The organism is Campylobacter cuniculorum DSM 23162 = LMG 24588 (genome assembly GCF_002104335.1).
Classification (GTDB): domain Bacteria; phylum Campylobacterota; class Campylobacteria; order Campylobacterales; family Campylobacteraceae; genus Campylobacter_D; species Campylobacter_D cuniculorum.
Window position 1 is genome coordinate 1544859 of record NZ_CP020867.1, and the last position, 25521, is coordinate 1570379.

Annotated in this window: 41 protein-coding genes; 10 read left to right on the top strand and 31 right to left on the bottom strand. The window is 29.5% G+C overall.

The genetic code is table 11. The features are described from left to right. Position 1 precedes the first annotated feature (1 nt). The 8 genes from CCUN_RS07560 (at position 2) to CCUN_RS07595 (ending at position 6337) form a co-directional block, all read left to right on the top strand. Positions 2-340, top strand: coding sequence for a hypothetical protein (locus CCUN_RS07560; protein WP_027306000.1), 339 nt, complete (start codon positions 2-4; stop codon positions 338-340). Positions 341-397: 57 nt separating this feature from the next. Then, positions 398-1309, top strand: coding sequence for a replication initiation protein (locus tag CCUN_RS07565; protein WP_027305999.1), 912 nt, complete (start codon positions 398-400; stop codon positions 1307-1309). A 45-nt stretch (positions 1310-1354) separates the two neighbouring features. Further along, entirely contained in the window at positions 1355-1597 is a 243-nt protein-coding gene (locus CCUN_RS07570) for a hypothetical protein (RefSeq protein WP_027305998.1), read from the top strand. A gap of 303 nt (positions 1598-1900) precedes the next feature. After that, positions 1901-2965 (top strand): coiled-coil domain-containing protein, encoded by a 1065-nt coding sequence (locus CCUN_RS07575; RefSeq protein ID WP_035175878.1) that lies wholly within the window; start codon positions 1901-1903, stop codon positions 2963-2965. A gap of 1 nt (position 2966) precedes the next feature. Continuing rightward, positions 2967-3941 carry a type IV secretion system protein gene (locus CCUN_RS07580; RefSeq protein WP_027305997.1) on the top strand — a complete coding sequence of 325 codons (975 nt, stop codon included), beginning with the start codon at positions 2967-2969 and terminating at the stop codon, positions 3939-3941. 16 nt (positions 3942-3957) lie between these two features. Continuing rightward, complete coding sequence (locus CCUN_RS07585; protein ID WP_027305996.1) at positions 3958-4668, top strand: TrbM/KikA/MpfK family conjugal transfer protein; 711 nt, start codon at positions 3958-3960, stop codon at positions 4666-4668. Further along, the gene (locus CCUN_RS07590; protein ID WP_157258360.1) at positions 4628-5833 is read left to right on the top strand and encodes a toprim domain-containing protein; all 1206 of its coding nucleotides are present in this window, start codon (positions 4628-4630) and stop codon (positions 5831-5833) included. The genes CCUN_RS07585 and CCUN_RS07590 overlap by 41 nt, the downstream gene beginning before the upstream one ends. A gap of 303 nt (positions 5834-6136) precedes the next feature. Next, entirely contained in the window at positions 6137-6337 is a 201-nt protein-coding gene (locus CCUN_RS07595; RefSeq protein WP_027305995.1) for a hypothetical protein, read from the top strand. Positions 6338-7578: 1241 nt separating this feature from the next. On the opposite strand, the gene CCUN_RS07600 is transcribed toward CCUN_RS07595, so the two are convergent. The 17 genes from CCUN_RS07600 to CCUN_RS07675 all read right to left on the bottom strand — a co-directional run bounded on the left by CCUN_RS07600 (position 7579) and on the right by CCUN_RS07675 (position 14194). Next, positions 7579-7791, bottom strand: a complete 213-nt coding sequence (locus CCUN_RS07600; RefSeq protein ID WP_027305994.1) for a hypothetical protein — start codon at positions 7789-7791, stop codon at positions 7579-7581. Further along, positions 7788-8267 (bottom strand): Panacea domain-containing protein, encoded by a 480-nt coding sequence (locus tag CCUN_RS07605; RefSeq protein WP_027305993.1) that lies wholly within the window; start codon positions 8265-8267, stop codon positions 7788-7790. The genes CCUN_RS07600 and CCUN_RS07605 overlap by 4 nt, the downstream gene beginning before the upstream one ends. Positions 8268-8382: 115 nt before the next feature. Beyond that, the gene (locus CCUN_RS07610; protein ID WP_027305992.1) at positions 8383-8721 is read right to left on the bottom strand and encodes a hypothetical protein; all 339 of its coding nucleotides are present in this window, start codon (positions 8719-8721) and stop codon (positions 8383-8385) included. Next, positions 8714-9124, bottom strand: a complete 411-nt coding sequence (locus CCUN_RS07615; protein WP_027305991.1) for a hypothetical protein — start codon at positions 9122-9124, stop codon at positions 8714-8716. Before CCUN_RS07615 ends, CCUN_RS07610 begins: the two co-directional genes overlap by 8 nt. Positions 9125-9139: 15 nt before the next feature. Next, a complete protein-coding gene (locus CCUN_RS07620; RefSeq protein ID WP_027305990.1) occupies positions 9140-9319 on the bottom strand; it encodes a hypothetical protein in 180 nt (59 codons plus the stop codon). Next, a complete protein-coding gene (locus CCUN_RS07625; protein WP_027305989.1) occupies positions 9319-9591 on the bottom strand; it encodes a hypothetical protein in 273 nt (90 codons plus the stop codon). Before CCUN_RS07625 ends, CCUN_RS07620 begins: the two co-directional genes overlap by 1 nt. A gap of 15 nt (positions 9592-9606) precedes the next feature. Beyond that, positions 9607-9858 (bottom strand): hypothetical protein, encoded by a 252-nt coding sequence (locus CCUN_RS07630; protein ID WP_027305988.1) that lies wholly within the window; start codon positions 9856-9858, stop codon positions 9607-9609. A gap of 125 nt (positions 9859-9983) precedes the next feature. After that, positions 9984-10247 carry a hypothetical protein gene (locus tag CCUN_RS07635; protein ID WP_027305987.1) on the bottom strand — a complete coding sequence of 88 codons (264 nt, stop codon included), beginning with the start codon at positions 10245-10247 and terminating at the stop codon, positions 9984-9986. A 1-nt stretch (position 10248) separates the two neighbouring features. After that, positions 10249-10455: a hypothetical protein gene (locus CCUN_RS07640; RefSeq protein WP_027305986.1), complete on the bottom strand. Its 207-nt coding sequence runs from the start codon at positions 10453-10455 to the stop codon at positions 10249-10251. 152 nt (positions 10456-10607) lie between these two features. After that, entirely contained in the window at positions 10608-10793 is a 186-nt protein-coding gene (locus tag CCUN_RS07645; RefSeq protein WP_027305985.1) for a hypothetical protein, read from the bottom strand. 10 nt (positions 10794-10803) lie between these two features. Continuing rightward, a complete protein-coding gene (locus CCUN_RS07650) occupies positions 10804-11415 on the bottom strand; it encodes a hypothetical protein (RefSeq protein WP_027305984.1) in 612 nt (203 codons plus the stop codon). Positions 11416-11418: 3 nt separating this feature from the next. Continuing rightward, complete coding sequence (locus tag CCUN_RS09825; RefSeq protein ID WP_157258357.1) at positions 11419-11583, bottom strand: hypothetical protein; 165 nt, start codon at positions 11581-11583, stop codon at positions 11419-11421. A 4-nt stretch (positions 11584-11587) separates the two neighbouring features. Next, complete coding sequence (locus CCUN_RS07655; protein ID WP_027305983.1) at positions 11588-12220, bottom strand: hypothetical protein; 633 nt, start codon at positions 12218-12220, stop codon at positions 11588-11590. Continuing rightward, a complete protein-coding gene (locus CCUN_RS07660) occupies positions 12217-12588 on the bottom strand; it encodes a hypothetical protein (protein ID WP_027305982.1) in 372 nt (123 codons plus the stop codon). Before CCUN_RS07660 ends, CCUN_RS07655 begins: the two co-directional genes overlap by 4 nt. A 29-nt stretch (positions 12589-12617) precedes the next feature. Further along, on the bottom strand, positions 12618-13055 hold the full coding sequence (locus CCUN_RS07665) for a hypothetical protein (RefSeq protein WP_027305981.1): 438 nt from the start codon (positions 13053-13055) through the stop codon (positions 12618-12620). Positions 13056-13068: 13 nt separating this feature from the next. Next, positions 13069-13758, bottom strand: coding sequence for a hypothetical protein (locus CCUN_RS07670; RefSeq protein ID WP_027305980.1), 690 nt, complete (start codon positions 13756-13758; stop codon positions 13069-13071). 10 nt (positions 13759-13768) lie between these two features. Then, entirely contained in the window at positions 13769-14194 is a 426-nt protein-coding gene (locus tag CCUN_RS07675) for a hypothetical protein (RefSeq protein WP_027305927.1), read from the bottom strand. 507 nt (positions 14195-14701) lie between these two features. On the opposite strand from CCUN_RS07675, the gene CCUN_RS07685 reads away from it, so the two are divergent. Both CCUN_RS07685 and CCUN_RS07690 read left to right on the top strand, forming a co-directional pair. After that, positions 14702-15073, top strand: coding sequence for a hypothetical protein (locus tag CCUN_RS07685; RefSeq protein ID WP_085296676.1), 372 nt, complete (start codon positions 14702-14704; stop codon positions 15071-15073). Between the two features lie 10 nt (positions 15074-15083). Next, positions 15084-15425 (top strand): hypothetical protein, encoded by a 342-nt coding sequence (locus CCUN_RS07690; protein ID WP_027305952.1) that lies wholly within the window; start codon positions 15084-15086, stop codon positions 15423-15425. A 46-nt stretch (positions 15426-15471) separates the two neighbouring features. Here the strand turns inward: CCUN_RS07690 and CCUN_RS07695 are convergent, their stop codons facing one another. From CCUN_RS07695 to CCUN_RS07760, 14 genes are all read right to left on the bottom strand, one after another. Continuing rightward, entirely contained in the window at positions 15472-15738 is a 267-nt protein-coding gene (locus CCUN_RS07695; RefSeq protein WP_051521727.1) for a hypothetical protein, read from the bottom strand. Further along, positions 15735-15998 carry a hypothetical protein gene (locus tag CCUN_RS07700; RefSeq protein ID WP_027305951.1) on the bottom strand — a complete coding sequence of 88 codons (264 nt, stop codon included), beginning with the start codon at positions 15996-15998 and terminating at the stop codon, positions 15735-15737. The genes CCUN_RS07695 and CCUN_RS07700 overlap by 4 nt, the downstream gene beginning before the upstream one ends. 165 nt (positions 15999-16163) lie before the next feature. Continuing rightward, positions 16164-16580 carry a YopX family protein gene (locus CCUN_RS07705; protein ID WP_035175858.1) on the bottom strand — a complete coding sequence of 139 codons (417 nt, stop codon included), beginning with the start codon at positions 16578-16580 and terminating at the stop codon, positions 16164-16166. 83 nt (positions 16581-16663) lie between these two features. Continuing rightward, positions 16664-17116 carry a single-stranded DNA-binding protein gene (locus CCUN_RS07710; RefSeq protein WP_027305950.1) on the bottom strand — a complete coding sequence of 151 codons (453 nt, stop codon included), beginning with the start codon at positions 17114-17116 and terminating at the stop codon, positions 16664-16666. 72 nt (positions 17117-17188) lie between these two features. Beyond that, entirely contained in the window at positions 17189-19156 is a 1968-nt protein-coding gene (locus CCUN_RS07715; protein WP_027305949.1) for a type IA DNA topoisomerase, read from the bottom strand. Between the two features lie 13 nt (positions 19157-19169). Then, positions 19170-20429, bottom strand: a complete 1260-nt coding sequence (locus CCUN_RS07720) for a type IV secretion system protein (protein ID WP_051521726.1) — start codon at positions 20427-20429, stop codon at positions 19170-19172. Between the two features lie 4 nt (positions 20430-20433). Further along, the gene (locus CCUN_RS07725; protein WP_027305948.1) at positions 20434-20706 is read right to left on the bottom strand and encodes a hypothetical protein; all 273 of its coding nucleotides are present in this window, start codon (positions 20704-20706) and stop codon (positions 20434-20436) included. Positions 20707-20832: 126 nt separating this feature from the next. Then, a complete protein-coding gene (locus CCUN_RS07730; protein WP_027305947.1) occupies positions 20833-21648 on the bottom strand; it encodes an ArdC-like ssDNA-binding domain-containing protein in 816 nt (271 codons plus the stop codon). A 20-nt stretch (positions 21649-21668) separates the two neighbouring features. Further along, positions 21669-21857: a hypothetical protein gene (locus tag CCUN_RS07735; protein ID WP_027305946.1), complete on the bottom strand. Its 189-nt coding sequence runs from the start codon at positions 21855-21857 to the stop codon at positions 21669-21671. Positions 21858-21938: 81 nt separating this feature from the next. Beyond that, positions 21939-23771, bottom strand: coding sequence for a type IV secretory system conjugative DNA transfer family protein (locus CCUN_RS07740; RefSeq protein WP_051521725.1), 1833 nt, complete (start codon positions 23769-23771; stop codon positions 21939-21941). Then, positions 23768-24154: a plasmid mobilization relaxosome protein MobC gene (locus CCUN_RS07745; protein ID WP_051521724.1), complete on the bottom strand. Its 387-nt coding sequence runs from the start codon at positions 24152-24154 to the stop codon at positions 23768-23770. Before CCUN_RS07745 ends, CCUN_RS07740 begins: the two co-directional genes overlap by 4 nt. Continuing rightward, entirely contained in the window at positions 24151-25101 is a 951-nt protein-coding gene (locus CCUN_RS07750) for an ATPase, T2SS/T4P/T4SS family (protein ID WP_027305945.1), read from the bottom strand. Before CCUN_RS07750 ends, CCUN_RS07745 begins: the two co-directional genes overlap by 4 nt. Beyond that, the gene (locus CCUN_RS07755; RefSeq protein WP_051521723.1) at positions 25098-25331 is read right to left on the bottom strand and encodes a hypothetical protein; all 234 of its coding nucleotides are present in this window, start codon (positions 25329-25331) and stop codon (positions 25098-25100) included. The genes CCUN_RS07750 and CCUN_RS07755 overlap by 4 nt, the downstream gene beginning before the upstream one ends. After that, positions 25309-25521, bottom strand: a complete 213-nt coding sequence (locus tag CCUN_RS07760) for a hypothetical protein (protein WP_027305943.1) — start codon at positions 25519-25521, stop codon at positions 25309-25311. The genes CCUN_RS07755 and CCUN_RS07760 overlap by 23 nt, the downstream gene beginning before the upstream one ends.

The following is a 25521-nucleotide window of genomic DNA, read 5'->3' on the forward strand; positions in this document are numbered from 1 at the left end:
TATGCAAGTGATTTACAAGAGCTCTTATGAGTATGATGTAGAAAGCGGGACTTATAAAAGAGTTGATAAAGAAGTTGAACAATCTTCTTTTGATAACGATTTTACTAACGCTCTTGATGCAATTGAAGAAAGCGGGATTTTGCAAAGTGAAGAGTTGCAAAATGGAAATTTTCAAAACAAAACCTCGCAAGATAATGCTAGGGGTCAAGAAAATATCCAAAGTGTCTATGCAAATATGTCAAACATTTATGCTCACCGCTTTAAGCAAGAGGAAATTTCTTCAAATTTGCAACAAAATAAAAATGAAAGCATTTTAAGCAATCTTTTAAATGCAATTTAATAAAATTATGGCAAAATTCTAATAAAATTTTAAGAATTATACTTTTAAGGATAAATTATGAGTTTTGCACAATTTGTTACTTTTGACTTTGTAGAAGGGAATTACACTTTGAAATTTACACAGCGAAGTCAAAACAAATTAATTGATACGAGTTTTTCTTGCAGTAATGAAATCAATTCTATTATTTTTCCTAATTTTACAGCTATGGATTTTAATATTTTTTTTACGATTTGTTATTTTGTTTCTAAACATATTAAAGAAAATGGCGGTATAAAAACAATAAAGAGAAATAAAATTGATGTTGATATAAAAGATGAATATACACATGATTTTATAGAAGTGAGTTATAGTGATTTAAAAATCTTTTTACCTCAAATCAAAAATAAAAAAAGATTTTATAAACAAATTTATGAATTTTCAAATTATAAATTATCAAATCTTGTTTTAAATCATATAAAATATAAAGACATAAAAGAATTTAATGATGAAGGTAAAGGAGAAATAAAAATTTTTCAATTTTTTGATGTTATAATTGTTGATAATTTTAAGGAAATTTTAAAATTAAAAATTAATCCTTATGCATATTTTATATTGTCTAAATTTAATAATTTCATGTCCTTTGATATGAATGAGTTTTGCAGTTTTGAAAACAAATACACTAAGACTCTTTTTAGACTTTTAAAACAATATGAAAATGGAGTTAGTGAAACAGGTGCGGATAATCTTAATAAAAAATCAATTTATATGAATAAAGATGAATTTCAAAAATTTATAGATAATTCAAACAATTATAATTATAATGTATATGATTTAGAGAAAAAAACAATAAAGCCCTCTATTAAAGAGCTTAATTTAGGAAGCTATTCTTTCAAAAATGTAGATTATGAAAGAATCTATGCCGATAATAAAAACACTAAAATGAGAAAAGTTAAAGGTTTTAGATTTATCTTTGAAAAAAGAAATGATTAATCTTAAAATATTACAATTGAAAATTAAATTTTAAGGAGTAAAAAAATGAAAAAAATTGTTTTTTCTTTATTAGCAGTTTTAAGTTTATCTCATCTTTGTGAAGCTAAAGAAGTTCAAAGTGTGGATAAAGAAATAAAAACCGAAGAATATTATCGAACCCATCAAGATGAAGCAGAAGCTAAAAAGCAATGGTGCTCTCAAAAATCTAAAGAATTAAATGAAAAAGGACTTGTTGAGATGAGTGATATAGATTTTAAAAATTGTTTTAATAGTGGATATTTTTTCTAAGTTTTTAAAGTATTAAATCTTTTTTAAAACTTTATAGCATTTTGAAAATTTTTTTTAAAAAAATTCAAAGTGCGACTTTTTGCGGATTTACTTTTTAAAGTCAATCCCTATTCTTACTTTGTATTTGGTAAATAAAAAAATTCTTTTCAAATATTTTTAAGAAAAACTTCTTATTGCTCTATGCCTATTCTTACATTTTTCACAGCAAAAAATAAAAAACCTTTCCGCAAAAAGTCGCACTTTTTTAAAATTTTGATTTTAAATAAAATATTAAGTTTTATTAAAAAAATCAAAGGATAAAAAATGCCAAATAACAAAGACCTCGATTCCTATGAAGAAGATACTCTTTATGATGATTATGAACTTTACAATTCCTATTCTAAAAACAACACAAACACCCAAGAAAAAGAGGAAGAGGAAAAATTCGCACAATATACAAAGTTTTTCAATGAAGAGGAAAAACTCAATGAAAAAATTCAAAAAAAAGAACAGGAGATAGAGGATAAAAAAGAATTCATAGAAGAATTAAGCTCACCCTTAGAAAAAAGAGAATTTGTCAATGAAAGCATTGAAAATATCAGAAAAGATGAAAAAATCAATGAGGCTTTAGATTATAAAGAAGTTTTAGAAATGAATGAACATCAAAGCAAACAAACAGAGAAAGAACTCAATCAAACCCAAGAAAACATCAAAAATGCCCAAGAAAAACTCAAAGAGCTTGAAGAGAAAAAAGCCTATGAAGAAAAGGCTGAAGAACTTAAAGATTCAAAACATGATGAGAATTATTATAAAAAATACCTAGAGGAGCAAGAAAAAGAGCTTGAAAGATTACAGAAAGAATTAGAAAAATTAAAAGAGGAAAGGGAGAGATTACAGGATAATTTTAATAAGAGCCTTGAAAATTTACTCAATTCTACAGATTTATGTTCTTTAACCCAAACTTTAAAAGAAATGGATAAAGCACTAGCACTCTTAACAAAACAAACAAAGCAAGTGTATGAGCTTAAAGCAGAGGAGAGACAAAAGAAATTAGAAAAGGCTTTGACTCATACCCCCGAAGTTAAAGAAGTCGTTAAAGAATTCATACACGAAATGTATGAAACAGAAAAAACACTCAAAGAGGGACGCAGTCAAATGGATAAAGAAAAAGATGCCTTCATTGAACTTGATAAAATGATAAAAAAAGACAATCTTAATCTTAAGGACATTGAAAGATTAGAGCATTTCTATAAAAACATTGATGAAAAATCCCCTCATTTTAAAGAGAACTATCCTAAAAGCTATGAAAAAGGCTTAAAGACTATAAAAACAGCCAAAGAAAAGCTTAAAACTCAATTCAAAGAACAAAATCAAGGCAGGAGTTTATAAAATGAAAAAGAAAGTCTTTTCACTCATTACAAGTTTTGCTTTAAGTTTTAATGTTATGTATGGAGCAGGAATTCCTGTTGTGGATTTAGGAAGCATAGCCGAAGCGGTTAAACAATACAATCAAATGATGAAAGAATACGAACAAATGCTTAAAGACACATCAAATTTTGAACAGCAAATGTCAGAATTTGGAGTGGGTATGAATAATGTGAGTGATATTTTAGGAGATTTAAACTCAATGGTGAATTCTATGCAAAGCATATACAACGATATAACAAATATCCCTCAAGACTTCTTAGGAAATGTTGAACAAGTAACAAGGGCTTGTTCTTTTTTACAGACTCAAAGTCCCTATTTTAAACAAAAACTCAATTCCTATTCTAATGCCATTAATAACGATTTCAATCGTTGCACTTCAGGCATAAAAAACAATGCAGACATCACAAAAAGCATTGATGAATTGATGAAAAAGATTGAAAAAAGCACAGATTATGAAGAGAGACAAAGATATTATGTTGAAATTGAAAACATAAGACAAGCTCAAGCTTTTTTACAAGCTAAAGCAAATGAAGAACAGACAAATAAAATCATAGCCTTTTATGAAACCTATCATAAAAAAGACAAGAACAATCCCTATACCAAAGAAAAAATGTCAGAGGACTTAAAAAGTTTAAGCAAAGCCCTTGCTAAACCAAACAATCAAAAACAAGCTCAAGCTCTCACAAACACCATACTCATAAAGATACTTGAAATTCTCCAAAGACAATATGAATTGAATATGGAATATTCAAACGCCTTAGTCAATTTCTCTCAAAACACAGGAGCAAATCAATCTTATTCATTGAGTGAGGAGAGTTATAAAGCTGAATACGAACAACAGCCTTTTAACCAAGATTTACTTTTCTTTAAAGACGCTAAAGCCTATGAAAAAGATAAAAATGGCTTACCTGTTTTTACCATAGGTGGAAATAATTAAAATAAAAGGATAAAAAATGAAAAAACACTTTCTTACAAGTTTAATGCTTTTAGGCACTTTACAAGCAGGAAATACAGATTTACTTACAGGAGATACAGCCTTAGCGTGTGAAGCCATACTTTGCTTAAGCTCTCCTGCAATGCCAAGTGAGTGTATGCCTTCTTTACAAAGATATTTTGGTATATCTTATAGCAAACCGTGGAAGACCATTCAAGCGCGTATGAATTTTTTAAATCTCTGCCCTGTTGTCGCACAAACGCCTGAGATGAAAGCTCAAGCAGAAAGTCTCTCACAAATCACAGGCACTTGCACAGAGCAAGAACTCAATGCTCAACTTGAAAAAAGCAAACAACCTCTTGAAATCTATAAAAAATGCAAAGTGGGTGATAATGGAATAGAGTGTATGGATATACCGATTTTTGGTTACAGAATCAATCCAAAAATGACAAAAAATTGTGAAATCTTAAGTCGTATGACTTACAATGATTATCAAAACCGCTTCAAATACACTTGCAATAAACAATTCTATAAAGAATATGAATGGAATGCAGGAAAGAAAATCATTGCCGAAATCTCTCAAAGCGAATACAATGCCCTTAAGGAAAACGAACGCTTCTCTCGCACTCTTAAAGAAAGAACAGGATTTTCCTATAAAGAAATCACACATTATTATAGAGCAGAGCCTATTGAAAAACATTGCTGGGTGGATACAGGTGGCTCTAAATAAAAATGAGGATTTTATCAAACTTCCCTTTGATGAAATCCTAAGAATGAATGCGTATTTTGAAAAAAGGGATAAAACAAGTCAAAGATATAGAGTTTTCACTAATGAACAAAACGACCTTGTCATCATCAGTCGTAATGAAAAGGGTCATTATCTTTATTTTAATCCTAATGATGAAAGGGATAGAGGCAATATCTTTAATTTTGCAAAGAATAGGGGCATAAGGGTTGAGGAATTACTCAAAGGCTTTGAAAACAATTTAGAAATCAAACCCTTAGAAACAACAAACACTTCAAGGACAAAAAGCCTAGAGGAATACAAAGAAATGAAGGCTTTAGCCTTTAACAATCATTTCTTTCAAAAAAGACTCATAGACGCTCATCTCATACAAGAATTTGCAGGTTTAAGACAGGATAAATATCATAACATCAACATCCCAAGCTTTGTTTTAAGTGAGGATAAGAATTTTCTCACTCAAGCAGGATTTGTATCTTATCTCTTAAATCCTTTGAGTGATAAAGAACAGCCTCAAATTAAGATTAAAACTTTATGCAAAGGAAACAAGGGCTTAGAAATCATCAAAAACGCTTCAAGCAAAAAACAAGACATTAAAACAATCCTCATCACTGAAAGTATGATTGACACATTCTCACTCTTAGAGCTTAAAGATTTTAATCCTAAAGAATGTTTGCTTTGTTCAACAAATGGACAAATCACAAGGACTCAAAAAGAAGTCTTTGCTCATTTGAATGAGACTTTCAATCAAGCAAAAGTCTATTTAGGCTTTGATAGGGACAAAAAAGGACAAGAATATTCAGAACTCACAAAAGAAAACTTTCCTAACGCTCATATTCTTCCCCCTCAACTCAAAGATTTCAATGATGATTTAATGTGTGCAAAATATCTTAATTTAGATAATGAATGGAACATAAAAGATTGTGAAAAACTCCTCTTAGGCTTTGAAAAACATTGTCAAGTTTTCATCAAAAACTTTCACACATTCAGCCAAGAACAAAGGGCTAAGAGCTTAAAACAAATCAGCACGGAAGAGCTTCCAAAATATGAACGCATAAAAACAAAGATAAAAGCTTACATCGATACAAAGAGCCTTGAGAATTCTTACAAAGAACTCTCTTTTCTGTTAGAAAGAGAACTCAAAAGAGGGTGATAAAAGAAAAGGATAGTGAATTAAATTTAACAAAAAGCCTTAAAAAATAGGCTTTGTTTAAGCATAATTTTGTTATAATTTCATAAGTTTAAGCGGTTAATTTCTCTTGGTGGGAAAGGAGCTGATAATGGGAGATAAAATTTTAAAAATTATAATTTTATTGCTCTTATTAGCGAGAGAGCTTAATAAGCTACTCTCACAACTTTTCTAACTAGCATTATAGAATAGCCTTACTTAGCCTATGCTTAAACTAAAAATTTACGCCAAGAGAGTAAGGCTCTTGGCTTTAAAAAAGGGTTTTAAATGAAGAAAAAGAACAAAAACAAGCTTTATTATAAATTCAAATTTCGCAGAGTTACTCATAATATTATCTACAAAATTATGTGCAAAAACAATATTATGCCAACAAGCAAAATAAAAGAATACTTTCAACAATTACGCGAGAAAAAAGCTAAGCAATTGTATGAACAATCAGAAAAATACCGCCCCCTCTTTGAATCTTAACAAAACCCTAAAAATCAATAAACCTTCATAATCAAACAAAAACAGCCCTTAAATCAAAAATCTTTCTTAAAACATAAAAAGGTATTACCTAAACTAATAAAATCGATTTTAGACGCATTTCTGTAACGCTATGAGCCATTCAAAAAATAAAACCAAAACACAATTAAAAAATTTTTCATCGCGGGTGAAATATTAAGCAAATCTTAAGAATTAACAAAATTGATTCCAAAACTTTAAAAGACCCAGCCTACTGCTGTGTCTTCGTTCTTGCTTGTTTCGTAGTTGAGAGATACTAACAATAACAAAATCAAAAAGAATGCAAACAAAACAAAAAAAACAAATCAATCAAAAAAACAAAAAAGCTTAAAAGCTTATAAGCTTAATTAAAAAACAAATGGACTAAGAATTTTTTTTTTTTTTTGAAATCGCAATTAAAGTAAAAAAATAAAATTAAACTTAAAATAAAATTCAAAGTTAAAAATATAAATAATATAAATTCTTTCTTTCCCTTTTTTTATTATTTGTTATATAGGAATAAGATCCTGTCTTTTTGCGACCTTAAACGAAAATCTATTCTGTCTTTTTGCGGAAAATTTAGACTTATAATAAATGCTTTAAAACACTATATTAAGGTTGTTTAATAGGATTTTTTTAAAACTTAAAATAAAATTAAAATTTTGTTTTAAGTTTTTATTAACCATATTTAACCCTGTCTTTTTGCGGAACTTAAAAAAATATAAAAGTTTTCTTAAGGCTTAAAAACATCTATTACATAGTAATTTCACTTATTTAAGGTTAAATGAAACTTAAAAAATCAAAATCGCTTCATTTTGATAATATAGCTTTCAAAATACCATAAAATCGAAACTTTAAGTTTTCATTTTAAAACCTTAAAAAGAGATTAAAAGCCCTTAAAGCTTAAAGTAAAAACAATAAAATTTAAAAAAATTTTCAGTAAAATAAAATCATCAAAGAGCCATTTTATAGTATCTCAAAAGCTATAAAACAATAAACTTAAATCAAAATAAAAAAGTTTTCTTAAATAAAAATAAATTAAAACTTGCTTAAAAAATTCAAATTTAAGGGAGCAAATAAACTTTCTAAAAAGTTTATTGATAATAATTTATCAAAAATATTTAAGAAAAAATAAAGTTTAAAAGGAGACATTTTAAAAAATAATTAAGGAAAAAATAGAAATTTAGAAGGGGGAATTTTAAAAATAATGATATTCTTAAAAATGTTTATATCATATCTTTTATATTAGCATTTAAATAATTGATTAAAAAATTTTTGATATTTTCTGGCAAATTTGAGTCTTCAACATAGAATTTATTTTTTTGACTCAAAGTGTATAAAAGCTCTCGTATTTGTTTTTTATGCTCTTCATTCAGTCGCATTTCAAGGGCATACTCACATTCTACAAAAAGATTATGCAATCCTATAACACCACTCAAGCTAAATATCCTTTAGCTTCTTTTTTAAGCTCTTCTTTAAAAAAAGCTTTAAGCTCTTCAAAAGGTATTTCATTTGTATTATATTTATCAAAATATTTTTTCCATAAAGGCTCTTCATGGGTTTTTAAAACAAGTTCCCAAGCACTAAAAGAATTGTAGCGATTAAAAAGAAAGGGTAGCGTGTCTAAATGTTCTTTTGTGTAGAGTTTGGCATTATAATTTTCTAATTCTTTAAAATCAATGGCAAGGTTTGTATATTTTGCAAATCTATCATAAACATTTTTAACCACAGGTCCATATCTCCAAGCCTCGATTCTTTCCTCGAATAAAGGTTCATCATAGAGGGCTGAAAAATGTCCTTGTGCATAATAGAGTAGTTTTTGCATTTTAAGATTTGAAATGACTTCTCCTGCTTCAAGTTCTCTGGCTCTAAACAAAAAATATAAGGCTATATCATAGGCTTTGAGTGTTTGCATTTTTTCTCCTTTATACCCGCTATAAAGGGCATTTTATTTTAAAATATTTAAAGAATGGCTTAAAGATAAATCACATCTTGTTTCATTTTTTATTCTTTTTCCTCCTTTTCCTTATTTACAAATTTGCGAATTTTACAATATAAAATAACCATAATAATAGAAATACTAAAAATAGCAATAAAAAAAATAGAGCCAAAGCATTTCTTATGAGTAAAAGTTTTTCATTTTTATCTAATATTTCTGCAATCATATGAGTATATTGCATATCTTTTATCTCAAGCCATACAAGAGCTTCAAGTATTGTTAAAACACCAAAAAATGTCGTATTTCTATTATAAAAATATACAATGAGCGTTGCTATCATACATATAATAAGATAAGGTCTGGTTGCACATTCCATTGCACTTTCTATTATATTATGTAAATAGGGGCTTAAATCATTCATTTCATTCATTTTTATTTCCTTTTTTTATCTTTGCAATTGTTTTTAAAATCATTCTCCGCCCTAAACACAGAATGAAAGCCAAAGCTATAAGCAAGGCTATGCAAACAAGAGGTGCTAAAAAAAAGAAAATAAGATGAAAAAATCTTTTAAAACTTTCATCCATATAATGATTTATATTTAAATCTATATCATCAAAAGCCATACCAAATAAAAGAAAAATTAAACCCATAAGAACAAATGAGTAAAGAGTAAATTGAGAGAAAACTAATAAAAACTCAATTCTTCTAAAACAATACATTACGAAGCAAATCCCTGCTAAAAAAAGCATTCCCAAACTAGCATATAACAAAAAATTATATGTTAAAGCTAATAAAAAATCATCATTTGAAAAAACCATTATAATTTGTTCCATTCTTTATCCTTTTTTTTATATTTTCTTTTGTAAAATAAAATTTACAATTTCTAAAAATCCTATTTCTTTACAAGGATTTTTTAACCTATATATAACATTTTCACATTGACTATTTTCATAAATGTGTGGTTGATTGATAAAAGCTATCAAAACTATACCACACACAAAGATAAAAAGTATTGAATCGCTTTTCATCAAAACATCTTATTGAAAATTTTATGCAATAAAACGCGTCCATAATCATATAATACAATGCAACCATAACGAATATAATACAAAACAGCTAGGGCAAACATAAAAATAATGATAGTCAAAAAGGGGCTCCATACAAGTAAAAATGTTTTATTAAGTTCATCTAAACTTTCCCAATATTCATAAAAATCAGAAGGTAAAAGATAAAAAGAAAATAAAAACGCATTAATCATATAACCCAAAATAACCAATATGACCACTACTATAAACAACATTTCTCATCCTTTCTTTTATTGACTTAAATCTTTTAACATTTGATGATATTCATCAATACTTAAATACTCTTTATTTAAATCCTGCAAAAGTTCCTTAATCACTTCAGGCTCAAGCTCATCAAAACAAATTTTAATCACATTTTTAACCAACTTAGGATTTAAACAATCCTTATCCCTAAACTCATAATGACAATTTCTCCTTATTTTTGATTTGCGGTAAGTCAAATCATTTCCTAAACAAATCAGTTCTACAAATTTCTCATTCATCTTTAATCCTTTCTTAATTCTATGCTAAACTCACATTGTAAAAACACACCAAAGACCTTATTATTTGCTTTTTTAAGAATGGTTTTTTCTTTAAATTCTTTCAAACAAAAAACAAAATCACCCGCTTACAACTTAACATCCAAATCCTTATGCAAAAGTTCTTTAATCACTTTGTTTTCAGTGATTGTAGCCCCTATCTTTAATTTTGTTTTATGTTTAAATATCTGCCTCGCTAAAAAATCATTTTTAAACAAATCTTTAAAACAAAGATTGATTAAAGAGCTTAAATGGGCTAAACCTTCAAGACTATCAATTGCACCTTTACAAAGCAAAAAATGATTTAAATCGCAATAAGATTTTAAAATCTTATTTTCTTGTTCTGTTCTCATCTTAGCCTTCCCTATAAATAAAATTCTCCCTCTTCCTATCATAAAAAAATAAAGGCGGGATTTGTTCATTAATGAGCTTTTCATTCAAATAAGCCTTAAACTTTTTTGTCTTTATAACCTGCCTTAAAACAAAATCCCTGTCGCAAAACTCTAAAAAGCTTTGTGCCTCTTTCATCAAAGCTTGATAATAACTCTCTTTTTTTCTCATTTTTATATCCTTTAAAAAACATTTAAACAATCATTTAAAATAATATAAAATAAAGTTAAAAACAATTTAAAAACATTTAAAAAATATTTTTAAAACATTATAAAACAATTTTACATATATTTTAAACAATTTAAAAAAATCTTTTTAAACAATCAAATATTATTGTTTAAATACTCCCTATACTGCCTTGCCCTCTCTGCAATCTCTTCTTGTGAAATTTCAACTGAAAAGCCTTCAAGCTCTAAAAAAGCCCTGTTATCATAAAAACAAACATCAATGTGTAAAAAGTTTAAAAACCATTGCTTACAATCGAGTAAGTCCTGCAAAGTCGCCTCCATTTTCTCTCCTTTAAGCACTCAATTCTAAATCAAGAATCTCTTTAATGTTTTTCTCTCCATAGCAAATTCTTATCTCATCATCAATCAAAAGCGTATAAACCTCTCCATTGAGATAATTTTCTAAATATCCTATGAAATGAGTCTTAAAGATTGTTTCAAGCATATGCTCATATTCTTTTATCTGTTTTTCTCTGTGCTCCCTATCAAAAGAAAGTTTGAGATTAAAGAATTTTTCAATATAACTTCTCTCCACATACAAAAAACCAAAATTAGGACAAGTCAAAGTATTAGCCCTAAGCCTAATCTTTTCTTTTAAACTCATATCAACGCCCATTGTGTAGATATTGTTTTCAAAAAAGAAATTGCAAAGTTCTTTAAAATCCTTAAAATCTTTCACCGCATTCTTAACGCCTCTTAAATCCTTTATAAAAGCATATTCTTTTAAAAAAAGCTTACTCAAACTCAAAAACTTAATCCCATGTTCTTTGTTCTCAAAATCAAAGGGCGGGATTTGTTTTTTAATTTGCAAAAACAATCTAAGATTTTTGCCCCTATAAAAAACGCCCTGATTGTGATTCTCATTCAAGGCGTTTTCAACTAAAATATTTTTTATGTTTTCCATTTCTTAAACTCCTTTATGTTTAAAAGATAAAATCTTTATTTTAAAGCCTATGCTTTGATAAAAATTTAAAATCTTAACCAAATCATTAGCACTAAAAAGTTCGCAATCAATGCGTTTTTTAAGCCCATTCTTTTGATTTTCTATTTCATAATAAAGTCTATAACTCATCTTATCACCCTAATCTTTCATATTCTTTTTTCATAGCTTCTAAACGCGGACTAAAATATTTTTGCCTATAAAGCTCCTCAAAATCACACTGCAAAATCTTTTCTTTTAAAAAATCAATCAACTCGCACACTTTCATCTTTAAAAGCTCTTTTAAATCTAAGGTTAAAAACACCCTCATACTCTTTTCATAATTGACCCTCTCTCTTTCTATGAGTCTTGCTCTTTTGTATCCGCTAGAATCATATTCAATATATTCAGCATCTTCATCAAGCTCATAAAACTCATCAATTTTCCAAACAGAATACTCAAAACCTAAATATTTATCATACTCAATCCAGCCAACACTAAGCCTATAGGGCTTTTCTGTATGACAAAAAAGCATTTGATTTAAAAACTCATTCACATAATAAGAAAGAAGTTCTTTAATTTTTAATCTAAATTCCTCATCTCTTTTTATATTTTTAATATAAAATCTTCTTGTAACAGCTCTAAGATAATCTTTAATATCCATATTATAATATCTTGCAACAAAAGCACAATCTTCTGCAACATTTTTGTCTGTTTTTCTTGCCTTATCCAAAGCCTCATAAAAATCTTTTAAGCGTCTATAATAGTTTTGTCTCTCAAAACTGCTCATAATCTCCTCCTTTCTCTTGTTTCTTTTAAAAGCCTTTCTAATCTCGCTAAACCCCTATTCAAACATTCTATTTCTTCTTTGCTTCTGTGTTCAATCTCATAAACATTCTTAGCTTCAATCCCATAAAAGATAAAATCTTTCTTTTTATAAAATTTCATTCTTTTTTTATACTCCGCCCTAAGCCTTGCTAAAATCTCACTCTTAGCCCTTTCAAAAAGCTCTAAAGCTATACATTTTTTAAAGAAAAAAACAAGTTTTTTCTCCTCTTTTTCCCCTAAAATTCTTGCCTCATAAAAAAAGCTTAAAAGCCTATAACTTAAAGCCTTTCTTGCAAGATTATCCGCCTCATTAATGATAAATAAATCCATTTTAAGCCCTTTTTAATCTTATTTTTTCCTTATGCCGTTTCATAGCATTCTAAATCTTTTCTCTCAAACAAACAAGGCTCATTGAAAAGCCTATCAAATTCTTTTGTTCTTTCCTTTCTTTCCTTTTCAAGCTTTAAGACTCTTGTTCTTTCCTTTAAATCCCTATGAAGTGCTTTTTTTCTCTTATTGTCTTCACCTTCATAGAATAAACTCACCAAATAACCTTCCATATCCTTATAGTTCTTTGTTCTATAAAGCTTTAAAGCCCCATGCCTTAAAATAAAATCATTCCCATAATGAATAAAATCCTTATGCAAAAGTAAAGCTAAGTCGATGAGTCTTTGCTCATCGTATCTTTTCATAGCCCTATAAGAATGAGAGATTAAACTTGCTTTAAGCTTTTCTAATCTCTTAAAAACTCTCTTATTCTCTTTTGTTACTAAAGCGTTCCAATAATTCTTTTTCATCTTTAATCCTTTCTTAAATAACACCTTCCAAACTCTCTTTTATATCAAAACCATATATGGTATTTTCAACCACCCCATCAATCACTAAACTATACACATTACCCATTAAATAATGTTCTAACCTCTCCATGCCCTCTCTCATATGCTTTAAGAGTAAAGAAGTATCATTGTAATATGTTTTTTTAAAGTCTTTTTTGCTCATATAAAAAAAGCCAAAAAAACCCTCACTGCCAAAATTCTTAATCAAAGTTTTATCACTCTCATATAAGCTAATTTGACTATTGCTATGACTTTGTATGCCAATTAAAAAATAAAGATAATCATTTTTCCTTAAAAAGGCTTCGCATTCCTCTATAGAATAATAATCCTCTTTAAACTCATTTTCACTTAAAACCCTGCCTTTTTTATCCATAAGCTCATTATTAATCAATCCATTAAGATTAAAATTGTCTAAACTCTCCCTATTGAAAAAAAGTTTAAAATCCTCATATGAAAGTGGATTTTCGCGAAACTCATCGCCTTTAATTGAAAAATACCTGCCCTTATAAAAAACGCCTTTTTCCTCCTCCTCTCCTAAATTCTCAAACAAAAATCTTTCTAAATCTTTTGAAGTCGTAACAATATCAGTTTTTAACTCAACATTCACATTCACGCCCAAGTCTTTTAATTCTTTAACAGAATAATCTAAATAAGTCGCTTTCATCCTCTCCCCCTTAATTAAAATAACACCTAATTAAAATCATTTCCAAATCCTCATTGATTTGCTCTATATAAAAACTTTCAGCATAAAACCAATTCCCCATCCCCTTACGCTCTAAATCTTCTAAGTCTAAATCTTTTAAATCCTCATTCACATCAATCTCTTTTTTACCCTCTTTATAAAACCCGCAAAGCTTATTAAAAAACTCCTCCCCTAAATCCTTTTTATAAAGAATTTGAGTATAATTGTGTATATCGTTATCCACAATAACATTAACCCTTAATTCTTGCTCATCAAAAACACCCTCATCGATAGCCTCCTCATACATCTTAATGTATAAATCCGCTTCGGGCGTATCACCTAAATTATAAATAACTCTATCCGCAAACAAATTATAAACATCATCAATGTGAAGTTTAACATTAATAAAATCTCTCATAGTTCTCTCCTCTTTTTTTTATATTATAATTATACTATAACATACATTAAAATAAGCTTAATACAAATAAAAAAACAAAAACTTTTTTCACCCCTCCAACCCCTCCAACCCCAACTTCCTTTCCCTTTTTTCAGGGGGCGTTGCGGGGTCTCCCCGCTCTCCCTAAAACAAAGACTTAAAACCTTTAAGGCTTTGTTTTCTTTGAGAGCTTTATAAGCTCGAAAAGGAACGAAATGAGATAAGAAACTGCAAGTTTCTAGCTCATTGAGCCCTATAAAAACACCTAAAAACATTTTTTAAAAATAAGCTTTAATTAATAAAATAAATTATATAAAATAATTATAAGATACAAAAAAAATAAAACTAAAAATAAAATAAATTATATAAAACAATTACAAAATACAAAAAAATAAAATTAAAATAAACAATAACAAATCCAAAAAAAAAAAAAATAAAATATAAAATAACATAAGCTTTAATTAATAAAAAAAATGTATAATTACAAGTATGACAAAAGAAGAGTTTAAACATTTAAGAGCAGAAGCAGGTTTTAAAAGTGATGCCGAATTAGCAAGGGCATTAAATATCTCTGTCCTAAATATAAACAATTGGAATATGGGGTATTATCCTTATCCTAAATATCTTAGAAATATTCTAACTTTATTTAAATTAAAGAATCATTTTGATAAAGAAGAGTATGATAATTTTTTGTTAAATTTCATTCCAAAACGAAGAATAAAAAAACATATAAAAAAAGAGGATAGAGATTTCGTAAAAAATGCTAAAATTATCTTAAAAGATAAAAATCTTGAAGAACTTGAAAAAGAAAATCAAAAACTAAAACAAGAAATTGAAGTTTTAGAAAATTTATTAATTTAAGGAGTAAAAAATGAAAAAAATTGCTTTACCTTTAGTCGCAGGAGTTGCATTGTTTTTCAATGCTTGTGGTAGTAATGATATGGAAGATACAGCTTTAAAAAATAAAAAATATTATGAAACACATTTAGATGAAGCAAAAGCTAAAGCAAAATGGTGTTTTGAGAAACTAGATATTTCTTATAAAAACATTAATGATATGAATGATTTAGTAAATCTTATGAATAAAAGCGATAGTTTGTATAGAAAGTTTGCGTATAACAAGTCTGAAAATTATAAGGATGTTTCAAATAGAATAAGAGGTATAGATATTCATAATTGTCTTTATGCTGGGTGGATACTAAAAAATTACTAATAAAGCAAAAGGAATTAAGGCAAAAGTAAAACTTCGTTAATCCCCCTCACACCTCTTTAAAAAAATAATTCAAGCTTATTACCAAGTAAAGTAATAAGCTCATTATAATATAACAGAACAAAGCAAGACTTATAATGGCTATATTATCACTATTATGAATCAAATATTCAATTTGATTAGGTAATTTGTAATAATGTAAAATCAAATTTAAAGAAATTCCAAAGAAATTGATTCCAAAGAATAACCATAAAAAAGTTTTTAAAGCACCCTTTTGCCTGTATTTTCTTTCTGTATTATGAGACTTTTCTTTCATTTTAACTCTTTTTCTTGTATCATTTTTTCTAATTCTTCTTCTATTGTTTCTTGTATTATTCTTATTACACCTATTTCTGTTATAATTTGTTGAAAATTTTCATTAGATATATTATATAAACTATTATAATTTATTTCATCATCTAATCCTACCTTTTCAAGTAATTTTTTAATTCTGTTATAAGTTCTTTCAATTCTATTCTCAATATATATCCTATCTTCATTGAGTTTTATAAGCTCTTTTTTTAACTCATCCACCATTTTTATTCTCCTATTCCTCAAAATAATACGTCAAAGCAAAGATTAAAAGCTTAACAAGACATAAACATATAAAAATTTTAAAACATATTTTTATATTTTCTAAAAATTTGTCTCTATATTTATCCCTATAATTTTTAAATCTTTGCTTGTTTAAAAATTTCATATTCAAAACTCTTTCCATAGTTTCAATTCTTCCTTATTGTGTATATTTCCTACAATCTCAATATCATTCATATTTCCACATTCACTGATAATATTAAGTTTATAAGCACTCAAAGTTCTGTGTTTTTCATCATTGATATTTTTATCCTCTAAAACAAACATAGCATTCCTATATACCACTTGTAAAATGGCAATATCTCTGTATAAAACAATATCATTTTCATAGATTTTTATGCCTTTTTTATCTTTCAAACCTGTATAGGGTTCAAGCTCTAACTCATCAAGTTTTTGACAAATATCATTAAGAACATAATTCTCATTGATATGTTCCTTAGAACTGATAATAAATTCAATCTGTGGTTCATAATATTTTTTAGTCTTATGTGAGTATATTCTAAAATCAAATTCTTTTATTGTCATTATTTATCCTTGTTTTGTTGCAAATTCTTATTTTCACTATAAAATAAGTGTCCTCTCACAAAGACACTTATTATTTAAGATGTTTAAAAAACATTCACCTCATTGTTTTGTTCATCAGGCACAATCATTTCCATATCCGCTTCATTGATTTGTTGAGCCTCTTTAAGAGGAGGATTGCTCGTTTCTTTCATACTTTCTTTATGCATATCTTTATGCACAAATTCAAAATGATTGATAATCACCTGCCAAGAGTATTTTGTTTCTCCTTTTTCGTCCTCATAAGTTGAAGTGAAGATTCTTCCTGTGCCTAAAAATTTATCACCTTTTTTAAGATATTCCTTAGCCACTAAGGCTCTTTTTCCAAAAATAGCAAGAGGTATCCAATCTGTATGCGTCATTTCTGTAATATCATTTCCATTCTTAATGATTCTCTTTGTAGAAATGCCTACAAAATTTCTTGCTATATCTGTATTGTTTTTACTTTGAGAGAGTTCAAAGTCTTTAGCTAAATAGCCACAAATTGTTACTTGATTCATTTTTTACTCCTTTTTAATGTTTGTTTTTTAAAAAAGAAACTTTATAAAGTCCTTTCTTTTTCACCCTTAGTTTTATTTTTTCTTTGTGTTTTTTTGTAATTGTTGAGAAATAAATTCAGAACATATTTGCATATCCTCCTTATAATGGTTTGGTAAAGGCAAACCCTTTTCTTTAGCAAGTTTTTCTACTAAAAGAATTTGCTTTTCACTCGGTTTGCTTTGTTTTTTTGGTATTTTGTCCTTATATTCATTGATGAAGTTAGAACAAATCTTATAATCCTTTTCTATATCCAAAGGCAATTCTAATTTAAGTGTTTGAGCTATGATTTTTGCATAATCAAGGCTCTTTTGACTTGGAGGATTATTCGCCTCATTAATCTTTGCAAAGCCCATTTTTTCATGTATGGCTTTAATGAATTCTAAATAATTTGCTTCACCCTTAGAGATTAAATCTAAGACATTTTCCATTTGTCTTGTGTATTCACTTTGCGTAATCCATTCATCAATTTCTTTGACCTTAGCAATAAAATTAATGCCTTTTTGTGTGGCTTTAATCAAACTATTCTTACCCTTCTTTTCAAGCTCTACATAATTTCTTTGAAGTAAAACAGGCAAAAAACTTGCATAAGTGCTGGGTCTGCCTATGCCTTCTTTTTCCAAAAGGGAGATGAAGTTACTCTCTTTATACCTTGCAGGGGCTTGTTTTTTAACCTCCACACATTCCAAAGAAAGGATTGAAACTTCATCATTAGGTTTAAGATTTAAATCAAGCTCTTGTTCCTCATTCTCCTCCTCTTGCTCTAAATTGTAGAGCTCTTTAAAGCCTTTATATAAACATTTTGTGATTTTAGCCTTAAAAGAGAGTGTGGAGATATTAAAATCATAGATTGTGTTTTCATTAATGCAATCTTTTGCCTGTGAGGCTATGGAATTGAGAAAAACAAGTTCATAGGTTTTTCTCTCATCATCGCTTAGATTTTCTTGCCTAACAATCTTATCAATCTCATCAAAAGAATGCGTATGAGTGATGCGTATAGCCTCGTGGGCTTCAGCTTGGCTCTGTTTTCCTGCCTCATAAATTCTTTTTTCATACCAAGTTTCTTGTTTGAAACTCTCCTCAATTGCTGTGATAAATTCTTGCGAAATTGCATTGCTGTCTGTCCTTATATAAGTGATTAATCCTTTTTCAAAAAGAGCTTGTGCTAAAGCCATTGAGGTTTTAGAATCAAAGCCATAGGCTTTATTCATAGCTTCTTGGAATTGTGAAGTTCTAAAAGGGGCTTTAGGTTTAATCTTACTCTCCTTTGATTCTTTTTCAAAGAGCACAGCCCTTTTTTCATCTTTAAGCTGTTCAATTTGTTTTAAAGCCTCTTCTTTGCTTGAAAACAAATTATCATTAAGAGCTATAAATTCTTTATCCTCTTTTTTTAACAAGGCTTTAATCTTATAATCGATTTTTTGATTCTCTTTAGAAGCTAAAAAATCTTTGATTTGCAATTCTTTATTTACAATAAGATTTAAGGCTGGAGTTTGCACTCTGCCCACAGAGATATTTTTATCATTGAGTTTATTCATATATTTAGGACTAAGTATAAAGCCCACCATTTTATCACTCACAGCCCTTGCCTTATAGCTCTCAAAATCTTTAAAATTAGTTTGTGCAAAAGGTATGGCATTTTCCAAACCTTTTTTAATGCCTTGTTCTGTGATTTCAAAAAATTCAGCCCTCTTAACACTTCGGGCTAAATTTTTAATGCTCTCATAAACCATATAACCTATAGCATAACCCTCTCTGTCAGGGTCTGTTGCAATGATAACTTCTTTATTTCTGCAAAGATTAATCATTTCATTTTCTCTGTAATTGCCATTCTTTCCCATAGGCACAAATTCAGGCTCATAATTTTCCTCTTGTTCCTTAAAAAAAATGTTTTGACTTAATTCTTTGAAATGTCCCTTTGTTGCAAAGGTTTTAAAACCACTATATTTTTCAACCTTTTCAATCTTATTAGGACTTTCTATAATAATAATGCTTTCACTCATTCTTTCTCCTTTATTATGGTGTGGCTTCGCCATATTCGTTGCTGGTTTTAGTTTTTTTTGCACTATCCATAAGTTGTCGCATTGTTTTGTTTCCCGGTATTGATGAAAGTGTAGCTCTTCCTGCCCCTCCTAAAACTCCCCCTAAAATATTACCTCCTGCAGCCCTTGCCGCAAGTCCTCCTGCAAGTCCTCCTACACCTGCACTTGCCATACTGACTCCTGCTTGTTTTGCTAAAGATAATCCTGCTCCCACACCTCCACTATCTAGTCCTTGAACTCCCATAATTTGACTCACCCAATTAGGAATTTTTGTGAGTAAAAAAATAACAATAATGGTCATAAGAGTCATAGGAAAAAATGCTATGAAGGTATTATTATAAAGCTCTTCTATGGCTTTTTGTTGATTGACGATTTTTTCTAATTCATTTAAGGGTTTCATAGCCAAAGAAAGAATGATTAAGGCTATGCTAGGATAGAGTGAATAGGAAATCACAAGTTTGAGCCAAGAATAAAAATAAGGCTTTAAAGGTTTGATGATTAAAAAAGGTATAACTATAGGTGCAGTTGAAAGCAAAAGCATTGCTATAAAAGAAGAGCCTGTATAGATACAGATTCCTCCTAACATAGCAATAGCAAAAACAAGATAATAGAGCCAATAAAAGAATAAACTGAATAGACATAAAACGAAATATATCTGTTCTCCTATTTTTCCTCCGGGTATAATATTTCCCCATAACCCAAAATCTGACTTATCATTGCAGATTTTTACAAAATCCACAACTAATTTATTCTGTAATGAAAAAGCTTTATTCACAACACTCTCAAAATCTCCCCCATATTGATTAATATCAAATAGAGTGCTTACAGCACTTCTAACCCAATTTGCAGGCAGATAAATCAAGGATAAAAATCCTGTATAAGCATTAAAGGAAGTGAATATCCCAAAAACAAAAAACACCATAACAAGCCATTTGAGGGCTTCAAATATTTCATCTCTTGTAGGATAACCTGTTTTAAGTCTTAAAATCAGCCAATAGATGATAATTATTAAGATAATGGTATAAGCCACTCCATTATGCAAAATGTTTTGCATATTTGAATAGATTGTTTCATAAGCTTGAGTTAAAAGTTTTTGCATAGGTTCTTGTATTAAGGCAATAAGGTTTGATTTTTTAATTGAAGGAGCTTCTTGTCCGCTATTTGCCCACCCCAAATCCAAAAAAACAAAAAACATTAAACAAATCAATAAAATTTTTCCTTTTTTCTCTCTCATTTCTCTACCTCTTTAAAACATGTTCTTTTTCTATTCTTGTTCTTTTTATTGCTCTTTTATTCCCTAAAGGAATGAGCTCTGTAATACTCTTAATTTCTATTTTCTCATTGTCTTTTTCTATAATTTCTTTATTTTCTATGATTTGATAATTTTGTTCTAAACATTCTATTTCTTCTTCTTTATTTTCATTTTTATTCTCACAATCTTTGATTTGTTTAACATCTTTTCTTAGGGTTGATTTGTCTAAATCTAAAAAATCTAATAAATCTAAAATCATCACCTTGCCTTTATATTGAGGAGGCGGGAAATTTTACAATTTTTTAGGGTATTTACTTTGCAACGAAGAAAACCCGCCCCCTGTTCAAATTCAAAAAAATGAATCACAACTTAGCTCACCTATAGACTATAAACTACGACCTTGCTCTTGAGTTCTCTCATTTTGTCTGATGTGTTTTAAACTCTGATGCTGTATCTTTTGATAGTCTATGCCCTTGTATTGAGAGGTTAGAAAATTATTCAAATCCTGAGTCACTGCCTTACCTAGTTCTAAGAAATCTAGGTTGCTTCTAAAGTCTCTTGGTCTGTCTTTTTCAAGCTCTCTTCTTTGTTTTAAGGATTCTAAATCCCTTTGTTTGAGTTGGCTTTGGTCTAAATTATCAAACTGAGACACATGATAAAGTGTGATTGTTTCGAGCTTAGGCTCTTTAAGAAACACCTTTTCTTTAACAGGTTCTTGTGTGATATTACCCTCCTTATCTTTAACCTCTCTCATCAGCGGTTTTCCATGACTATCAAGCTTATTGACATACTCATGATTGACCATGTGAGTGACCTTAACACCTCTTACATATTCCTTTTCGCCTTTTTCGTTGATTTGGAATTTAAGAGTGCCATGTTTAAGATTCGCCTGTCTCATTGTGATGAAATTTGAATCTTCATAGCCGTTAATTTCTTTTGCCGCCCTTAAAACTAAAGAGGCTATTCCATTATAAGGTTTGCCTGTGGAAGCATTATAAGGTATAGTATTGTCAATCTCTTTAGAGCTCATGCTTTTATTCCAAAAGCTCTTTTTCTCCCCTATACTCTTAGCAATAATCATCTTATAATAAGTATTAATACTCTTAAGACGCTCTGCATTGCTTCTATCCTCCCATTGAGTGTAGTCCTTTGTTGTTTCTTTTTCTGCAGTCACTTGTTTTTCATCTTTTCTGTTTTTCATTTTTTATCCTTTTTCTGTTGTTAAGTTTCATCTGTTGTGTCTAAGCTTGTATCATCTTCATCAATGAGATGTTCGAATAATTTCGCCTCATCTGCATTGAGTGTGATACTTGCACTCTCGCCGATACATTCCTCGAAATTCTTAATGGTTTCATTAATCAATCGAGCTTTTTCTTCTTCTTCTTTTTGAAGCCTTTGTGCGACTGTCATTTTTTCTCCTTTGAATGTTTTTAGGATATAGAGCTATATCCTAATTTAGATTTTTTAAAAAAATCCAAACTAGGATATAGGCTATTGAGCCTTTATCCCTAATTTTTCATAATCCTCTTTTGTATCATCTCTTTTCACATCGAGCAAAGCAGATTCATTGTCTTCATTCTCTGTTTGTTCTTTCAGCTCTTCTTCACTTAAAACCTTTAAACTATCAGCCCCATTCCAATTCTTATTCTTAAACCAATAAGGCACTTTACATTGTATAGGGTGCTTATAAAAACCCTTCACTAAAACGAGTAAATCCTCATTGCTCATATTCTTTAAATCCTGTGCTGAAACGAGTTTTTTACCCTCCTTAGATAAAGAAGCATTGGATTTAAAGAGATCTAAATTACCCTTTGAAACAGATTTTTTCTCATGTGTAAAATCTCCTATGAGCTCACTTGTATCCTTAGCGTCTTTCTCACTATTCATAGTAAAAATCACTTGATAGCCTGAATTATTCTTAATGATATTCATATCATCCTCACCATAATATTTTTTAATCTGCTCATAGCTTTGTGTTACAAATACAGGTAAGAGTCCATAACTTCTACAAAGTGCAGGAGCTTCTAATAAAAAAGGCATTTTTCCAAAGCGGACAAATTCATCTAAAAAGCAATAGATGAATTTATTCTTATCTCCGCATTCCTCTCCACTCATCAATCTTTTAAACAAGCTCTCTATAAAGATACGCACCAAAGGAGCTAAAATATCCATATCCTCTGTTTGTATGACAATATACATAGAGATTCTTTTCTCTCTTAAATCCTCAAAGCTAAAACTCATCTTACTCGTTGCATTTGCCACTTGAGGATTTGAAAAGACTTTCATATAAGTGTCAAAGGTGGATTTTATACTTCCAAATTCATTCTCTGATATGCTTTGATAAGCCCTTGCTTGATTGCGTGTATTCTCATCAATACTCTCATCAAAGCTTGTTTGTTTCAGCCAAGTTTTCCATATCAAATTATTATCTTGACTCCTAGTTCTGTTGTTTGGGTCATCTTCATTTTCTTCTGTTACTTCGTAATAATATTCCTCATCAATGAAGTCAAAATAATCAGCCTTAGGAGCTTGATAGAGTTCAAACAAAGAGGTCTCTTGTTTTTTCTGCATAAAATATTCTGCAAAAAACACAAAGAGAGTCTTTGCACTTGTAACCCAATGGTCACTTTCTTTTCCTTTTTCTGCCACAAAAATTGTTGAAGCAATTTGTTCAGCAAGTTTTTTTATATGTATGTATTGCATTTTTTCCACAATGGACTTATCAAAGGGATTGAAAAACAAAGTATTATCCCAAGAAAAAGGGGAGAAAAGCTGAATTTCATTGTTAAAATGCTTTTGCCTATAACCCGCAGTCTTTGCATAGAGCTCTCCTTTAATGTCTGTGACGATACAAGAATTAGGCACAGATAAAAGATTAGGAATGATAATCCCTGCTGTTTTACCCGAACCCGGACTTGCAACCACAAGAGAGGAAAGCGGTTTGGTTGCCCTAATGAGTTTATACTCGCCCTTATGCATTAAAGTGCCTAAGATGAGACCCTCCTTATGATTAATGCCCATTCTTTCAAAATCACTTTCCTTTGCAAAAGAAGCCGAGCCATAATCCTCACTCGTGCTATTTTTTGGCATAATCCACCAAATAACATACATAGTTAAAGGAGCAACCAAGCCTATAAAGGCTATATAAGCTTTAAGCTTTAAATGAGGATTGCCTAGATTATTTAAGAGTTTCACACCCACATCAAAGAGGGCTAAAAAGTCTGGCTTAAAGAGTATCTTAATGAGTATAAAATACATTAAAACGCCTAAGAGTGCTGTGATAAAAAATCCTGCTATGGTCTTTTTTGTGCTGACCTTATTCATCTTTTAATCCTTTTTTTATTGCTAAGAGAAAGCGGACTTTGAGACCATTTTTCTTCATATTCTTTGATGATTTTTGAAAAATCAATAAAGAGCTTTTCAAGCTTTTGTTTTGAGAGCTCTTCAGTGCTTACATCAATATTGAGATGATAAGCGATTTGATTGAGATTAACCCCATATCTTTTGATTTGAATCACAAGCTCTTTATTGATTTGATTAAAATTTTTAATCTCATTTAAAAGCTCAAAATGTTTTTGTGAAAACATCAACTTCCTAAACAAAGAGGATTTGCTTTCCTTTTGAGCCTTACAAATTTTGTTAATTTCTTCTTTTTCCTTTTCATCTTTCACATAAAGGCAAAGGTGGATTCTTTTTTTCTCTTTCATTCTAAAAAATATCCTTTATTCAAAGAGAGTTCATTCTTTAAATCCAAAATGTCTGTGATGACTCTTGCTCCCATTTCTCTTTTAATCTGTATGATATAATCAATGGCTGTGATAATGCTTTCAATGAGCATATTATTATCAGGGTTTTGCATATCTCCTGCAAGGGCAACATTTTGCTTAATGGCTTTAATCGCCGCCTTAGGGTCATTGGCATGGAGTGTGGATAAATTCCCTGCATGTCCTGTATTATTAACCCTCAAAAAAGAAAAGGTATTCCTTATATCTATCTCACCTAAAAACAATCTATCGGGTCTTAAACGCATAGCATTATCAATGGCACCCCTATAAGAATAGGATTCATTGCTGATTTTTGGCACAGCAAGATTAATCTTGTTGGGCACAGGCACATTGAGTTCTTGTGAATCCTCAATCGTTACAACGCGGTCTTTTTTATCGATATTATCCATTAAAGAATTAAGAAAACTCGTCTTACCTGTTCCTGTTCCTCCGCTGACTAAGATGTTCTTTTTTTGTCGTATCAAATCCCTAAGCTTATCATGCGTCCAGCCCTTGCTTTGACATTGTGCAGAAATGACAAAATCCTCAAGCTTAAAAGGCTTTGTGCTTGGAATACGAATGCTAAGAGAAATGTCTGCATTAAAGAGTGTGCTTTTATGTTGAGCCTGTATTCTGTATCTTGGATAGGGATAAGGCAGTTCCGCACTCAAATAGGGATTGCTCTCATTGAATTTAAGTCCCCTTCTGTTGGCTAATTCAATGACAAAGCTCTCTAAAAATTCATAATCGAGCCTCTCATCTTCAATCCTCTCCCATTTATCGCCCAAATCAAACCATACTTCCTTAGGTTCATTGATACAAAGTTCAGTGGCGTCGCGTCTTAGATAGGGGTCTAAGATTTCTAATTGATTCTCTAAAATCAAACTCATAATTTATCCTTTTTCTCTTTCAATCGGGTCAATTTTTCCTTTTCCTTTTTCAATTCCGCTTCTTTTGCTTCAATGATTCTAAGCTGATTGAGCATTTCTTTATTAATCTTATCCCTTTGACTCCTCTTTTTATCCTCTGAAAGAATCTCATCCTTAATCTTTTGATAAGAACTTTGTTCTTTTTGAATGAGTTTTTCATTTAAAGCTTCATTGTTTTGTAGAGCTTCCATAATATTTCCTTTCTTTTTTTCTTAATTTTTTTTCCATAATTTCATCTTTGCTTTGAAATTTTGGAGGGCTTGGTTTAATGTCCTCCTCCTCAAATAAAGAATGTTTTAATTCCTCCTCTTTAATGTGTTCTTTTTTCATTTCTTCTTTGAGTTCTTTAAAAAATTTATTGCCATTAATATTAACAATCAT

Excerpts from the sequence above, each read along its gene's own strand:
- CCUN_RS07560 (WP_027306000.1), top strand. The coding sequence starts at position 2 with ATGCAAGTGATTTACAAGAGCTCTTATGAGTATGATGTAGAAAGCGGG.
- CCUN_RS07565 (WP_027305999.1), top strand. The coding sequence starts at position 398 with ATGAGTTTTGCACAATTTGTTACTTTTGACTTTGTAGAAGGGAATTAC.
- CCUN_RS07570 (WP_027305998.1), top strand. The coding sequence starts at position 1,355 with ATGAAAAAAATTGTTTTTTCTTTATTAGCAGTTTTAAGTTTATCTCAT.
- CCUN_RS07575 (WP_035175878.1), top strand. The coding sequence starts at position 1,901 with ATGCCAAATAACAAAGACCTCGATTCCTATGAAGAAGATACTCTTTAT.
- CCUN_RS07580 (WP_027305997.1), top strand. The coding sequence starts at position 2,967 with ATGAAAAAGAAAGTCTTTTCACTCATTACAAGTTTTGCTTTAAGTTTT.
- CCUN_RS07585 (WP_027305996.1), top strand. The coding sequence starts at position 3,958 with ATGAAAAAACACTTTCTTACAAGTTTAATGCTTTTAGGCACTTTACAA.
- CCUN_RS07595 (WP_027305995.1), top strand. The coding sequence starts at position 6,137 with ATGAAGAAAAAGAACAAAAACAAGCTTTATTATAAATTCAAATTTCGC.
- CCUN_RS07605 (WP_027305993.1), bottom strand. The coding sequence starts at position 8,267 with ATGCAAACACTCAAAGCCTATGATATAGCCTTATATTTTTTGTTTAGA.
- CCUN_RS07610 (WP_027305992.1), bottom strand. The coding sequence starts at position 8,721 with ATGAATGAAATGAATGATTTAAGCCCCTATTTACATAATATAATAGAA.
- CCUN_RS07615 (WP_027305991.1), bottom strand. The coding sequence starts at position 9,124 with ATGGAACAAATTATAATGGTTTTTTCAAATGATGATTTTTTATTAGCT.
- CCUN_RS07620 (WP_027305990.1), bottom strand. The coding sequence starts at position 9,319 with ATGAAAAGCGATTCAATACTTTTTATCTTTGTGTGTGGTATAGTTTTG.
- CCUN_RS07625 (WP_027305989.1), bottom strand. The coding sequence starts at position 9,591 with ATGTTGTTTATAGTAGTGGTCATATTGGTTATTTTGGGTTATATGATT.
- CCUN_RS07630 (WP_027305988.1), bottom strand. The coding sequence starts at position 9,858 with ATGAATGAGAAATTTGTAGAACTGATTTGTTTAGGAAATGATTTGACT.
- CCUN_RS07635 (WP_027305987.1), bottom strand. The coding sequence starts at position 10,247 with ATGAGAACAGAACAAGAAAATAAGATTTTAAAATCTTATTGCGATTTA.
- CCUN_RS07640 (WP_027305986.1), bottom strand. The coding sequence starts at position 10,455 with ATGAGAAAAAAAGAGAGTTATTATCAAGCTTTGATGAAAGAGGCACAA.
- CCUN_RS07645 (WP_027305985.1), bottom strand. The coding sequence starts at position 10,793 with ATGGAGGCGACTTTGCAGGACTTACTCGATTGTAAGCAATGGTTTTTA.
- CCUN_RS07650 (WP_027305984.1), bottom strand. The coding sequence starts at position 11,415 with ATGGAAAACATAAAAAATATTTTAGTTGAAAACGCCTTGAATGAGAAT.
- CCUN_RS09825 (WP_157258357.1), bottom strand. The coding sequence starts at position 11,583 with ATGAGTTATAGACTTTATTATGAAATAGAAAATCAAAAGAATGGGCTT.
- CCUN_RS07655 (WP_027305983.1), bottom strand. The coding sequence starts at position 12,220 with ATGAGCAGTTTTGAGAGACAAAACTATTATAGACGCTTAAAAGATTTT.
- CCUN_RS07660 (WP_027305982.1), bottom strand. The coding sequence starts at position 12,588 with ATGGATTTATTTATCATTAATGAGGCGGATAATCTTGCAAGAAAGGCT.
- CCUN_RS07665 (WP_027305981.1), bottom strand. The coding sequence starts at position 13,055 with ATGAAAAAGAATTATTGGAACGCTTTAGTAACAAAAGAGAATAAGAGA.
- CCUN_RS07670 (WP_027305980.1), bottom strand. The coding sequence starts at position 13,758 with ATGAAAGCGACTTATTTAGATTATTCTGTTAAAGAATTAAAAGACTTG.
- CCUN_RS07675 (WP_027305927.1), bottom strand. The coding sequence starts at position 14,194 with ATGAGAGATTTTATTAATGTTAAACTTCACATTGATGATGTTTATAAT.
- CCUN_RS07685 (WP_085296676.1), top strand. The coding sequence starts at position 14,702 with ATGACAAAAGAAGAGTTTAAACATTTAAGAGCAGAAGCAGGTTTTAAA.
- CCUN_RS07690 (WP_027305952.1), top strand. The coding sequence starts at position 15,084 with ATGAAAAAAATTGCTTTACCTTTAGTCGCAGGAGTTGCATTGTTTTTC.
- CCUN_RS07695 (WP_051521727.1), bottom strand. The coding sequence starts at position 15,738 with ATGAAAGAAAAGTCTCATAATACAGAAAGAAAATACAGGCAAAAGGGT.
- CCUN_RS07700 (WP_027305951.1), bottom strand. The coding sequence starts at position 15,998 with ATGGTGGATGAGTTAAAAAAAGAGCTTATAAAACTCAATGAAGATAGG.
- CCUN_RS07705 (WP_035175858.1), bottom strand. The coding sequence starts at position 16,580 with ATGACAATAAAAGAATTTGATTTTAGAATATACTCACATAAGACTAAA.
- CCUN_RS07710 (WP_027305950.1), bottom strand. The coding sequence starts at position 17,116 with ATGAATCAAGTAACAATTTGTGGCTATTTAGCTAAAGACTTTGAACTC.
- CCUN_RS07715 (WP_027305949.1), bottom strand. The coding sequence starts at position 19,156 with ATGAGTGAAAGCATTATTATTATAGAAAGTCCTAATAAGATTGAAAAG.
- CCUN_RS07720 (WP_051521726.1), bottom strand. The coding sequence starts at position 20,429 with ATGAGAGAGAAAAAAGGAAAAATTTTATTGATTTGTTTAATGTTTTTT.
- CCUN_RS07725 (WP_027305948.1), bottom strand. The coding sequence starts at position 20,706 with ATGATTTTAGATTTATTAGATTTTTTAGATTTAGACAAATCAACCCTA.
- CCUN_RS07730 (WP_027305947.1), bottom strand. The coding sequence starts at position 21,648 with ATGAAAAACAGAAAAGATGAAAAACAAGTGACTGCAGAAAAAGAAACA.
- CCUN_RS07735 (WP_027305946.1), bottom strand. The coding sequence starts at position 21,857 with ATGACAGTCGCACAAAGGCTTCAAAAAGAAGAAGAAGAAAAAGCTCGA.
- CCUN_RS07740 (WP_051521725.1), bottom strand. The coding sequence starts at position 23,771 with ATGAATAAGGTCAGCACAAAAAAGACCATAGCAGGATTTTTTATCACA.
- CCUN_RS07745 (WP_051521724.1), bottom strand. The coding sequence starts at position 24,154 with ATGAAAGAGAAAAAAAGAATCCACCTTTGCCTTTATGTGAAAGATGAA.
- CCUN_RS07750 (WP_027305945.1), bottom strand. The coding sequence starts at position 25,101 with ATGAGTTTGATTTTAGAGAATCAATTAGAAATCTTAGACCCCTATCTA.
- CCUN_RS07755 (WP_051521723.1), bottom strand. The coding sequence starts at position 25,331 with ATGGAAGCTCTACAAAACAATGAAGCTTTAAATGAAAAACTCATTCAA.
- CCUN_RS07760 (WP_027305943.1), bottom strand. The coding sequence starts at position 25,521 with ATGATTGTTAATATTAATGGCAATAAATTTTTTAAAGAACTCAAAGAA.